We start from the raw sequence: 11,812 nt of genomic DNA on the forward strand, positions 1-11,812 counted from the left end.
GCTCCTCGGGTACGCAAAAACCGGGGTGGATAGTCGATATCCGCCCCGGTTAAGTCTGCTGTGGGTCGGCCCCTAGGGTCGCGAATCGATGCTCGCTTTGACCCGACGTAGGACATCGACCATCAGAGTACCGATGGACAGCGCAGTGAGAACTCCCAAGATTCCTGGGTAGCCGAAGTCGTTGACCTCAATGGTGAACCAGACGCTGCAGGCTACTGCCGCTACCATCCAAAAGATGATCATGGCGATTAGGGAGCGCAGCAAGAATGCGGCCCGTGATCGCCCGCCCCGGGTCAGGCAGAACCAGGTGCAGATGGCAAGAAAGACTGTGAAACTGAGTCCGCAGACCGTAAAGCAGACGGAATAAGGTATGCCGGCCCGCGGATTACCGGTAACCTCGGTGAGCCAAGGGGCGACGGTGGAAACTGTCGCGGCTGTGCCTAAGCAAGTACACAAAAGAGCCAGGGCCGCTGTTATCAGCAAAACAATTCTTTTGACGACGCTCAACGTCGAGCTCCAATTCTGCGTGGTTGGAATACATACTTCGGAAAGGCCTTTAGGGACCAATGATGAAGTTGTAATTCAACACTGTGCGAGGTGCGTTAGGGCCAACGGAATCCCTTGCCGTGATCGTCTTAGTCTGACCAGCTGTCACCATTGCGCTGGACAATGTCTTTCCATCACGGGAATAAGCCATGCTTGCACGATAAACGCGCCCTGTCCCTCCGCAGTCTTGACCTGTTGCCCAGTCTCCTGAGGCGTGTACTTGGCCGCGGTAAAATAGGTAGGCAATTTGCTGATTGCGGATGTAGGACGTCCCGCAATGGAAAGTTTTATCCTCATACGGACTCCAATGGTTATCGCGGGTTGCCGTTTGTGTCCCAAGCTCATAGCAGCCCGAAACATGTGTTAAACCTTTTTCGTCGACGAAAGAGTTTTTCTCGCCCTTTGTGCAGTTGAGATCTTGTGTATTTAGCTCCTGAACTCCGTAGGAGGCGCTCGCATTTGTTTCGGGAAAACTGGGTTCTTCGGCCACTGCAGTTGGGGAACCTCCGCAAATGATCGCAAGGAAGAGGGCGTAGGTCCTAGTTTTTTTAAGCATCTTGCCTTTCAGGATCTGGCATGAACAAGGTCTTTCGGGACTGATATGAATAGGGTATGAAGATGGTGAAAATAAGTCAAGAGCCGGAACCTATCATCCAGGTCGGATGGAAAATGCATCTTGGTGCTGAAGGGCAGCTCGACTCTATTTGCGTCGCAGCTCGTTCTGATCCTTAATGTTCCACGTGAAACATTCGCATTCGGGGGCGAAAAGTTCTTGCCGGGTTCACCGGGTGCGCATAGTATTGCGTTAACCGGCTAGCCCCATCCGCCAAACCAGGGAAGGTTTCTTCCATGAAGTTTAACCCATTAACTGAAAGCTCCGGACTGCCGCACTCCCCGTTCAAGGGCTGCACCGTGCCTCGTCCCATCGGATGGCTCTCCTCGGTGAGCGAAGACGGCCAAGAAAATATCGCGCCTTACAGTCAGTGGCAGAACCTGCCCTTTGACCCGCCGATGGTGATGTTCTCCGCGAACCACTACCCCGACGGGCGCCGCAAGGATACGGTCATTAATGCTGAGCGCACCGGATGGTTTGTCTGGAATATGGCCACCTATCCCCTCCGCGAAGAGGTCAACAAGTCTGCCATGGCGCTCGAGATGGACGAGAGCGAGTGGGACCACCTCGATGTCACCAAGATTTACGCGGACAACTACCCCATCCCCATGGTCAAGGAATCCCCGGTCCACTTCGAGTGCCGCTACCTGTCCACGCAATGCCTCATGGGGAACTCCAACCAGGGCAGTATCGACGTCGTATTCGCTCGGGTCGAGAAGATTCACATCAATGACGATTACCTGACCGAGGATGGGTTGCTCGACATCCTCAAGGCCGAGCCGATTGCCCGCATGGGCTACTTCGACTACACGGTAGTCCGCGAGAAGTTCGAGATGCGCGTCCCGGGCGCCTCGGCGGAAGCCCGGCAAGGCCTGGAAGGTACCGCCAATTAACCGCATGGTTTCACGTGAAACCATGCGGTTGTGACCTGTGCAATACTGGGATCAATCTTGGCCCTTTGAATCTCTTCAAAGAGTTCCCATGACCACTGTGCACAACTACTCTGACCTGCTCCCCGACGTCGACTCGGGCAAGGGGCGCGAAATCATCAATCCGGCGACCGAAGAGATCGTCGGCATCGCGGCCATCGGCACGGTGGATGACGTCGACACTGCGGTGAATAAGGCTCGCGCAGCGCAGAAAGACTTCGACCGACTAGGGGATGCCGCCCCCGCGACCTTTTGCTCAAGGCTGCTGACGCCATCGAGGAACACGCGGAGGTGCTGGCGGAGCTGCTCTCTCGCGAGCAGGGTAAGCCGCTCAACGGGCCGAACGCGCGCTTTGAAGTCGGTGCGTGCTCGGCCTGGCTGCGCGCCACCGCGTCCTTCGACTCCCCGGATTACACCGCGGTGGAGGACGACATCACGGCCACGGTGCACTACCGCCCCCTAGGCGTGGTGGGAGCTATCGGCCCGTGGAACTGGCCAATGATGATCACCGTCTGGCAGGTGGCCCCGGCACTGCGGATAGGCAACGCGGTCGTCGTGAAACCCTCCGAATACACGCCGCTATCCGTGCTGGCGTTGATGAAGATCATCAACGAAGTGCTGCCCAAGGACGTGCTCCAGGTGGTTACCGGTGACGGTGAAGTAGGCGCGGCGATGTCGACGCACTCCGGGATCGACAAGATTATGTTCACCGGATCGACCGCCACGGGTCGCAAGATCGTGGAATCCTCCGCGGCCAACCTGACGCGCCTGACGCTGGAGCTGGGCGGTAACGACGCCGGCGTCGTCCTGGATGACGCGAACATCGACGCTATCGCCGGCGATCTCTTCTGGGGTGCATTCATTAATACCGGCCAGACCTGTGCGGCGATGAAGCGCCTCTACGTGCCGGCGGCACAATACGACGACGTCGTGGCGGCCCTGATTGAGGTGGCTAAAAACTCCCCCATGGGCGTTGGTCTCGAGGAGGACAACGTGCTTGGTCCGCTGCAGAACCAGCAGCAATTCGAGATCGTCGACCGCTTGGTCAAGGAGGCAAAGAACGGTGGCGCCACGGTGCTGCTCGGCGGCGAGCCGGACTACGACGCGCCAGGCTACTTCTACCCCGCCACGTTGATCGGGGACATCGACTCGGATAACGCGCTCGTGGTGGAAGAGCAGTTTGGCCCAGTGTTGCCGATCATTGCCTATGAGGACGAGGAGTGGGCCATCGAGCAGGCGAACAAGCTGGATGTCGGGCTGGGGTCGTCAGTCTGGTCCAGCGACCGCGAGCGTGCGCGCCGCGTGGCGGCCCGGCTGGAGGCCGGAACCACGTGGATCAACGGCCACGGCGGGGTGGATCCCCGCGTGCCCTTCGGCGGCGTTAAGTCCTCCGGCTACGGGGTGGAATTCGGCGCGGAGGGACTGAAGGGCCTAGCCTACCCGCACATCATCAACGGCTAAAGGCCGAAACCGGCCGGGGAGATAATTCACCGCAACGCAACGTGGAGAGAACCTGGTATTAACCTCCGGGGACTTGGATGGTCAGACATGGTGTCGAGGCTCTGAGCTAAAGAGCCCACGCTAAAGTCCCTATCTCTATCACTTGTATGAAGGAGTTTGCGCATGAAACTCTCCGGTTCCTTTAGCCGCTACTGTCCCTCCCACCGCCCGCGTGCGGCAGCCGTTATCGCGGGCGTGGCGACCGTGGGTCTGGCGTTAACTGCCTGCTCCGAACCGGCCGAAAACGGCAACGGCGGAGGCGACCCCGCGGCCGAGGGCGACCAGACGACCCTGACGGTCTACACCTCCGAGCCGGAGGACAAGGTCGATGAAATCAACGCGGCGTTCGAAAAGGCACACCCGGATATCTCCGTGGAGGTCTACCGCGCGGGTACGGGCGACCTGAATGCCCGTATCGAATCCGAAAAGTCCTCCGGCGGTATCGAGGCCGACGTCCTGTGGGCGGCGGACTCCGCCACCTTCGACCAATACGTCGCCAGCGACGACTTGAGCCAGCTAAAGGACGTGGACACCTCCAGTCTCATCGATGAGGCAGTCTCGGAGGACGGTTACTACGTTGGCACCCGCATCATCCCGACGGTGATCGCCTACAACACCGACGTTATCGATGAGGCTGACGCCCCGCAGTCGTGGGCCGATTTGGTCGACCCGGAGTATCGCGACAAGATCGTTCTGCCGAACCCGGCTGTCTCCGGCGCAGCGGCCTTCAACGCCTCGGTCTGGAAGAACGACGAGCAGCTCGGCGAAGACTGGATCAACCAGCTGGGCGAAAACTCCCCGATGGTGGCGGAGTCTAACGGCCCCACCTCCCAGGAGATCGCCTCCGGCTCGCGCCCGGTGGGCATTGTCGTGGACTACCTGGTCCGTGACCTGGCCGCCCAAGGCTCGCCCATCGCCACTGCCTACCCGAGCGAGGGCGCACCCTACATCACGGAGCCGGCCGGCGTCTTCGCCGATAGTGAGCAGCAGGAGGCCGCCGAGAAGTACATTAACTTCCTGCTGTCCGAGGAAGGCCAGAAGCTGGCGGTGGAGCAGTCCTACCTGCCGGTCCGTGAGGACGTCGGCGTGCCGGAGGACACCCCGGCCCTGGATGAGATTGAGCTTATGACTCCGGATCTGGACACCGTGACCGAAGACAAGGATGCGGCGGTTAAGGTCTTCCAGGACGCGATGAACTAGAGCCTTGGCAAGCACACTTACGCGAAACACTCAGCTAAGCGCTAAGTCTAGGCAGGCTTCCGGCGCGGCCGCCAGTGCCACGTCCCTGTTGTCCGGGGTCTCCCTCGCCCGTTTCGGCACCTGGCTCGTGGTCGCCGGTCTTTTCGTCATCCCGCTGTCTCTGGTCGTGGCCCTAGCCTTGGGTGGCAACCAGTGGCCCTTGTTGCTGGACAGCGGGCTGGGACAGGCGGCGTGGAATTCGTTTTTCACCACCTTGCTCTCCGCGGTGGGTGCGGTCGTCGTGGGTACCGCCATGGCGCTGGTGCTGGACCGCACCGACGCGGCGGGCACGCGGTGGCTGCGGTTGCTGTTGCTCTCCCCGCTGCTGGTCCCGCCGTTTATCGGGGCGATTGCCTGGATGCAGCTGTTCGGGCCCGCACAGGGCCTCAACCGCCTCTTCGGCACTGAGGTCTGGAATGTCTACGGCGCGGACGGCGTGACGGTCCTGATGCTGGTCCACTCCTACCCGATGGTCTACATCATCGTCGCGGCGGCGCTGCGGGAGCTTCCAGCGGACCTGGAGCAGGCGGCCCGGGTCTCCGGGGCGGGCCCGTTTACGGTCTTCTGGACCGTCACGCTCCCGTTGCTGCGGCCCGCGTTGCTGTCGGCGTTTACGCTGACCGCGGTCTCCAACCTGGCCGACTTCGGTATCCCGGCCATTTTGGGCTCGCCGCAGGGCTTCGAGACGCTGGCGACGATGATGTACCGCTTCATGGACTCGGGCACTGTCTCGAATCCCCTCCAGGTGGTCTCCACGCTGGGCGTGGTGCTGCTCCTGCTGGGCATCGGCGCGGTGATCGCCGAGCACGTTGTGTCCCTGCGGGCGGCGACGACGCTGCAGGCCACGGGCGAACCTGCGCACTTCGGGCTGGGGGCTCTGCGCCCGGTGGTCACTGTGATCGCGTGGTTGATGGCGCTGGTGATTGCCGTGGGCCCGCTGGCGGGGCTGGCGTATCGAGCCCTGCTGCCCGCGCCGGGCGTGCCGTTTACGACGGAGAATATCTCCCTGGACAATTTCACCAACGCGGTGTCTAACCCGCGGGTTATTGACGGCTTCCAAAACTCGCTCTTCCTCGCGCTGAGTGCCGCCGTTTTGTGCGGGATCATCGGCTGGGCAGTCGGCCTGGTGGTGACCCGTACCCGCCTGTGGGGAAATACCGCTTTGACGCTCGTGGTGCTCCTGCCGACGGCACTGCCCGGCATGATCGTGGGCATCGCCTGGCTGATCTTCGGCCGGTACACCGGCATCTACAACACGATCTGGGTCATCCTGGGCGCGTACGTCTGTGCCTTCACCGCCCTGGTCCTGCAAGCAGTGCGGGCTCCCCTGCGGACCACTCCCCTGGCCGTGGAGGAAGCCGCGCGGATGTCCGGCGCCGGGCAGGTGCTGGCGTTGCTGTCTACGACGGGTGCTATGGCGATCCCCGCCGCCATCTCCGGGGCGGTGCTCGTGGCGGTGACCGCGGTCCGCGAGCTAACCGTGTCGATTCTGCTCATCGCGCCGGGCACCACCACCCTGGGCGTCCAGGTCTTCAACCTGCAGCAAGCCGGGGCTTATAACGAGGCGGCGGCGCTGTCGCTGTTGTTTAGCGTGGTGGGCATCGTCGCCCTCGCGCTGTCCGCCCGGTCTCCCGCGAAAGGAAAATAAGAAACAGTGTCATTTCTGGAATTACAAGACGTGACCGTCGATTTCCCCGACGGCACTCGGGGCCTGGACTCGGTGAGCCTAACGGTCGAGGAAGGCGAATTCGTCGCGCTTGTCGGCCCGTCCGGGTCGGGCAAGACCACGCTGCTGCGCACGATTGCCGGGTTCGTGCACCCCACTGCGGGCGTGCTCCGCGTGGCAGGCGAGGATCTGGCGGGACTGCCCCCGGAGAAGCGCCGCATGGGTATGGTCTTCCAGCAGCACGCGGTCTGGCCGCACATGAGTGTCGCGGACAACGTGGGCTACCCGCTGAAGATGGCCGGCGTCCCTGCGGCCCAGCGCCGCGAGCGTATCCACGAGGCGCTGGCGATGGTCGGGCTGGAGGGCATGACCAAGCGCAAGCCCTCTACCCTCTCCGGCGGGCAGCAGCAGCGAGTGGCGCTGGCCCGCGCGGTGGTGGCGAACCCGAGCGTGCTACTTCTTGACGAGGCGCTGTCGGCCCTCGATGAGCCGCTGCGCGATAAGCTACGCCGCGATCTAACGGCCCTGGTGCGCACCCAGGGGCTCACGGCGGTCCACGTCACCCACGACCGCGCTGAGGCCCTGGCGGTCGCCGATCGCATTGTGGTCCTGGCCGACGGACGCATCCAGCAGGTAGCCACGGCCCCGGAACTGCTCTCCTCCCCTGCCAGCCCCGCGGTGGCGCGGTTTATCTCCGACGCCACGGTGCTGGATGGGCACCTGCGCGGGCACCGGGTGGATTGCCAGGCGCTCGGCACCGGCTGGGAGGAATTCGCCTGGGCGGCGCAGCCAGCTCCGGCAGCGGGACACGATGCCCCGCGCGAGGGCACGGCGGTAGAAATCGTCATCCTGCCCCGCACCGTGGAGGTCACCGCGCCGGGCCAGCCGGGGGCGGTCGATGCCACGCTGACCTCCGTGCTCTTCGAGACCACGGCCTACTCGGTCACGGCTCAGGCAGGCTCCGGGCACACCTTCCGCGCTAGCGTGGGCCTTGAGCACCACCCCAAGGTCGGCGACGCCATCGGGCTAAAGATCAGCCGGCCGATGGTCTACCCGGCAACCTGACGACCCGCTCATAGGTGCTTTCGGACAAAAGGGTTTCGAGCACTTTCAACGCCCCGGCGCGCTGCTCATCGTTGAGGTCGTTGAGGTTGAGCCCGTTGCGTTCCACGAAGGTCACAGGGAAGTTGGACCAGGCGGTCGAGCGGGATGGTCAGGGTGGCGGCAGCCAGGAGGGCGGCCACTTTCGTGCGGAGTCTGTGTGATGTCATGAACTCGAGACTAAGCCGCCCGGGTGCCAAGGCCGTGGGGGTTCCGGGGCAGTAAACCGAAAGTTTCCTGTGGGGTTGCTGTACGTCTCGGCCCTTCCGAAACCCTGTGAACTGCCTATTCGCCGTCCGAGGGGTCGAAGCCTCCGTCCACGCGCCAGGTGCGGGTGGTGTGCAGGGAGACGCTCGCCTCGGGGTCCTCGACGTCTGAGACGCGGTAGTAGCGCATCTCCACGTCGTCGGCGCGCAGCTGCGCGACCGCGTAGCCGTGGGCGTCGTAGTCGAGGTGGTTGACGTTGGGGTTCGCGTCCTTGATGGCGCTTTCCACTAGCAGCGAGGTCGAGTTGTCCTCCGCGTGGTAGATGCCGGTGTATTCGGTCAGGATTTCGTCGACGTTCGGCGCAGAGATAGACGTGGTCACCATCTCGCAGGCGACCTCCTTATCGCCGGTGTAGATGGAGTTGGCCCACTCGGAGTGGATATCGCCGGTGACGAAGAAGTTGTGGCGGCCGCGCTTCCCCAAAAGCTCGAGCAGCTTGTCGCGGTCGTGGGTGTATCCGTCCCACTGGTCGGAGTTAAGCGCGATACCGGAGCGGGAGGCCTTCATCGCCTGGATTGCTTCTTCGGCCTCGCGGTTGCCCGGCATGGTCAGCAGGCGCATGGGCGACATCATGACCGAGTTGCCCAGCACCATCCAGCGCGCCGGGGAGGTCTCCACGACGTCGGTCAGCCAGGCGAATTGCTCGCTGCCGAGCATCGTGCGGTCCGGGCTGGCGAAGTTGGCGGCGGTGGTCTCCGCGTCGCGGTAGCTGCGCAGATCCATCAGCGTCAGCTCCATGAGATCGCCGAACTGGAAGCTGCGGTAGAGGTGGCCTTCCTTCGAGGTGCCGGCCTTGCGCAGCGGCATCCACTCGAAGTAGGCCTGCAGGGCCTGGTCGCGGCGGCTGGCCCACTGGCCCTCAACGAAGCCGTCGGTGTGGTTTTCCGCACCCTCGCGCCAGGCGTTGTTTGCGGACTCATGGTCATCCCAGGTTACGACCCACGGGGCGGAGGCGTGAGCGGCCTGCAGGTGGGCATCGGTGCGGTACCGCCCGTAGCGCATGCGGTAGTCCTCGAGGGTCGTGATCTCCCACGTCGGGTGGTGCGGGCGGGCGATGCCGGACTTGCCCACGTACTCGCCCGTGCCGTACTCGTAGATGTAATCGCCGAGGAAAACGACGAGGTCGAGCTCGCCGGACCAGCCGCGCTCGGCCATGTCGCGGTAGGCGCAGAAGAAGCCGGACTCGTAGTTCGCACACGATGCCACGGCGAAGGTCAGCTGGTCCGGGCTGTCCCCGTGGGCGGGTGCGGTCTTGGTGCGGCCCACCAGGGACTCGGCCCCGGCGTGCGGGCCGTCGGCAACGCGGAAGCGGTAGTAATACTCGGTGGCCGGGCTCAGGTCGTGCGGCTCGGCGTGGATGGTGTGATCGCTATCCGGGCTGGTGGTCTCCGTGCCGCGGGCGACGATGTCGCCGAACTCTGGGCTGGTGGACACCTCCCAGTCGACGCGGGTGGGCTCGCCCAATCCGGAGCCGGGCAGCGAGTCACGATCCGGGGTAATGCGGGTCCATAACACCACGGAGCTCGGCAGCGGGCCGCCGCTGGCCACCCCGTGCAAGAACGGCAGGCTGGCACCGGAATCCTGGGTATAAAGATCTAACGGGGAGGTCGGCTGGTCTTGGGCAAAAGCGGGGGCCGCGGCGATGCCGGCTGCGGTGAGCGAGGCGGCGGTCAGTGCCGTGCGGCGAGAGAAACGGGTTGTCTTCATGGCTGACAAACTAGCCCAGTCCCGGGCCGCTCGCTGGGAGAATAAGAGCTGGTAGTTGAGTCTTAAGTAGAAGTTATTCCCTGAGTAATCTGACTTTAACATGGCATTTACCTGTATTTGTTTCCATGTGCCTAACGTTTTGCTCAAGCCGGGTGGTTTACGCAGGCGACCGAAGATTCTTCCTCGTGACCGCTCGGCTCTAAAGCTGTAAAACAACTCGCCCACAACTCTGCTTTTGGGTCTGCCGCACGGATCACTTGGTACTGCACTCCCGACACCAATGAATAACTGCAGTGTCATCCGGTTTCGCGGTAGGGCCGTCTGACCAGGAAGAAGCCCATGATTAAAGCTTGCCTCAACCGCTCATTCGTGGCGCTTGGTTGCGCCTTGTCTGTCACTCTTGCCTCCGGCGCCGTCGTCCCGACCACCGCCCAGGCGCAGGAATCCCCGATTTACCGCCAGGTCCTGCAGCCGGGCGCGGATGAAACCTCCGTCATCGTCTCCTGGCGCACCAACCACCGAGGCGAGGAAAAGCTCAAGGTCTACCCGACCGGGCAGGAAGACCAGGCGAAGGAATTCGACGCCAAGGAAAAGAACGCCGGCCGCATCCTCTACCTGTCCAACTATGCGACGGCCACCGGCCTGGCGGAAGACACCGAGTACACCTACGTGGTGGGCTCCGACGAGGGCGGCTGGTCCGCCCCGCACACGTTCAACACCGGTTCCCACGGCGAGGACTGGTCCTTTGTCACGATTAGCGACGCGCAGATCGGCGTGGACGCGAAGATCGAGGAACAAACCGAGCAGTGGAACAAGACGATCAACAAGGCGATCGGTGACGTACCGGACTCGCAGCTCATCTGGTCCCTGGGCGACCAGATTGAGGGCTGGGGCGCTCCCCTAGCCCAGTACGACGGCTTCTTCAGCCCAGATGTCATCCGGCAGGTTCCGCTCAGTGCTATCCCGGGCAACCACGAGGGCTACCCCTCCGCGATTGCTTTCGGTGACTACGACGAGCACTTCATCAACCCCAACCAGGCCCCGGACCTGCGCAACTCCTGGTTTGAGCGCAACAACGTGCTCTTCATCAATCTGGACTCCAACGCAAGCCAAGAGGACGACATTGAGCGCCACAAGCGCTTCCTCAAGGACACCATCGACAACCGAGGCGCCTTCAACGACTGGGTAATCGTAGGCATGCACCACTCCCTGTACTCGCAGGCCACCCACTACACCGACACCGACGTGGGACGCCTGCGCGACGGCCTGGCGGATACCTTCTCTGAGCTCGGCGTCGACGTGGTCCTCTCGGGCCACGACCACATCTACACCCGCACCCACCTGATGAACGGCAATCAGCCGGTCTCTGAGGGCCTGGGCAAGCGCAATGACAAGCTTTCCCCGAACGACAACGAGGTCCTCTACCTGACCACCACCAGCGCCGGCGGCGGCAAGTTCTACGATTTCCAGGACGTCAATGGCGAAAAGCAGCCGAACGCCCGCATGGAACACGTCCCGCAGGAACTGGTGCACGACTCCACCGCCTACTGGCGCCAAGACTACACCCCGGATTATCTGCGGGTGGACGTGACCGGCGAGGAACTCCGCCTGACCACCTACGACGAGCCCACCGGTGCGCTCGTCGACCGTGTCACCCTAGAGAACCGCGACCGCGCCCTGGTCGATCCGCGCGAGGAACAGCCAGAACCGACCGAAGAGCCGTCGGCCGAGCCTTCTGAAAAGCCGACCACCGAGCCGGGCGAACCGGAAGAGTCCACTGAGCCGAGCAAGCCGTCTGAGCCGGCGAAGCCGAGCAAGGAACCGAACAAGGAAGGCAGCAGCGGCAGCAGCAATGGCCAGCTCCGGTAGCTCGAGCAGCAGCAACGGTAGCTCCGCTAGCTCGCAAGGCTCTTCCAACGTGTTCTGGGGCTTTAGCCTGGTCGCAGCCGTGCTGGGTGCGCTCGGCTTGGGCAGCTGGGCCGTCTGGAAGTATGTACCGCACCTGATGATGAAGCCGGTCAAGAACTTCTTCGACCGTATCTTTGGCTAGGCCCTAAACTTAGCCGGCACGCCAAGAGCTGCGCGGCGCTGAGATGTTCAGCGTTCGCGCGGCTCTTTGTCACTAAGAATTGGGCAAAGTTTCCGTATGGTGATGACAGCGTTTCGGCTTGCTCAGATTCCTTCAGGATTCGGGCCTAGATAACTGGCCACGACTTAACCTAAACTGACACCGCTAACCTGCGG

10 protein-coding genes and 1 pseudogene are annotated in these 11,812 nt (G+C 62.8%); 7 read left to right on the forward strand and 4 right to left on the reverse strand.

Going from position 1 to position 11,812, the window contains the following annotated elements; genetic code table 11:
• Positions 1-72: 72 nt before the first annotated feature.
• Positions 73-228 (reverse strand): hypothetical protein, encoded by a 156-nt coding sequence (locus HMPREF3067_RS11350; protein WP_168166949.1) that lies wholly within the window; start codon positions 226-228, stop codon positions 73-75.
• A gap of 328 nt (positions 229-556) precedes the next feature.
• Positions 557-1,102, reverse strand: coding sequence for a hypothetical protein (locus HMPREF3067_RS11230; RefSeq protein WP_141759333.1), 546 nt, complete (start codon positions 1,100-1,102; stop codon positions 557-559).
• Positions 1,103-1,395: 293 nt separating this feature from the next.
• Here HMPREF3067_RS11230 and HMPREF3067_RS05695 point away from each other — a divergent pair, with 293 nt between their 5' ends.
• From HMPREF3067_RS05695 to HMPREF3067_RS05715, 5 genes and pseudogenes are all read left to right on the forward strand, one after another.
• A complete protein-coding gene (locus HMPREF3067_RS05695; RefSeq protein ID WP_070768766.1) occupies positions 1,396-2,052 on the forward strand; it encodes a flavin reductase family protein in 657 nt (218 codons plus the stop codon).
• A gap of 88 nt (positions 2,053-2,140) precedes the next feature.
• Positions 2,141-3,549, forward strand: a pseudogene (locus tag HMPREF3067_RS05700) (aldehyde dehydrogenase family protein).
• Between the two features lie 162 nt (positions 3,550-3,711).
• The gene (locus tag HMPREF3067_RS05705) at positions 3,712-4,788 is read left to right on the forward strand and encodes an ABC transporter substrate-binding protein (RefSeq protein ID WP_070768767.1); all 1,077 of its coding nucleotides are present in this window, start codon (positions 3,712-3,714) and stop codon (positions 4,786-4,788) included.
• Between the two features lie 85 nt (positions 4,789-4,873).
• On the forward strand, positions 4,874-6,475 hold the full coding sequence (locus tag HMPREF3067_RS05710) for an ABC transporter permease (protein WP_070768804.1): 1,602 nt from the start codon (positions 4,874-4,876) through the stop codon (positions 6,473-6,475).
• 6 nt (positions 6,476-6,481) lie between these two features.
• Positions 6,482-7,558 carry an ABC transporter ATP-binding protein gene (locus tag HMPREF3067_RS05715; protein ID WP_070768768.1) on the forward strand — a complete coding sequence of 359 codons (1,077 nt, stop codon included), beginning with the start codon at positions 6,482-6,484 and terminating at the stop codon, positions 7,556-7,558.
• Here the strand turns inward: HMPREF3067_RS05715 and HMPREF3067_RS11645 are convergent.
• Positions 7,527-7,673 carry a hypothetical protein gene (locus HMPREF3067_RS11645; RefSeq protein ID WP_141759334.1) on the reverse strand — a complete coding sequence of 49 codons (147 nt, stop codon included), beginning with the start codon at positions 7,671-7,673 and terminating at the stop codon, positions 7,527-7,529. The two genes, HMPREF3067_RS05715 and HMPREF3067_RS11645, sit on opposite strands and share 32 nt — an antisense overlap.
• Positions 7,674-7,879: 206 nt before the next feature.
• Positions 7,880-9,568 carry an alkaline phosphatase D family protein gene (locus HMPREF3067_RS05720; protein WP_070768769.1) on the reverse strand — a complete coding sequence of 563 codons (1,689 nt, stop codon included), beginning with the start codon at positions 9,566-9,568 and terminating at the stop codon, positions 7,880-7,882.
• Positions 9,569-9,907: 339 nt separating this feature from the next.
• On the opposite strand from HMPREF3067_RS05720, the gene HMPREF3067_RS05725 reads away from it, so the two are divergent.
• Complete coding sequence (locus tag HMPREF3067_RS05725) at positions 9,908-11,437, forward strand: purple acid phosphatase family protein (RefSeq protein ID WP_070768770.1); 1,530 nt, start codon at positions 9,908-9,910, stop codon at positions 11,435-11,437.
• Positions 11,438-11,486: 49 nt separating this feature from the next.
• Positions 11,487-11,618, forward strand: a complete 132-nt coding sequence (locus tag HMPREF3067_RS11610; RefSeq protein WP_256381268.1) for a hypothetical protein — start codon at positions 11,487-11,489, stop codon at positions 11,616-11,618.
• Positions 11,619-11,812: the final 194 nt, after the last annotated feature.

The sequence above is a fragment of the Corynebacterium sp. HMSC04H06 genome, from assembly GCF_001815935.1.
Classification (GTDB): domain Bacteria; phylum Actinomycetota; class Actinomycetes; order Mycobacteriales; family Mycobacteriaceae; genus Corynebacterium.

Excerpts from the sequence above, each read along its gene's own strand:
- HMPREF3067_RS11350 (WP_168166949.1), bottom strand. The coding sequence starts at position 228 with ATGGTAGCGGCAGTAGCCTGCAGCGTCTGGTTCACCATTGAGGTCAAC.
- HMPREF3067_RS11230 (WP_141759333.1), bottom strand. The coding sequence starts at position 1,102 with ATGCTTAAAAAAACTAGGACCTACGCCCTCTTCCTTGCGATCATTTGC.
- HMPREF3067_RS05695 (WP_070768766.1), top strand. The coding sequence starts at position 1,396 with ATGAAGTTTAACCCATTAACTGAAAGCTCCGGACTGCCGCACTCCCCG.
- HMPREF3067_RS05705 (WP_070768767.1), top strand. The coding sequence starts at position 3,712 with ATGAAACTCTCCGGTTCCTTTAGCCGCTACTGTCCCTCCCACCGCCCG.
- HMPREF3067_RS05720 (WP_070768769.1), bottom strand. The coding sequence starts at position 9,568 with ATGAAGACAACCCGTTTCTCTCGCCGCACGGCACTGACCGCCGCCTCG.
- HMPREF3067_RS05725 (WP_070768770.1), top strand. The coding sequence starts at position 9,908 with ATGATTAAAGCTTGCCTCAACCGCTCATTCGTGGCGCTTGGTTGCGCC.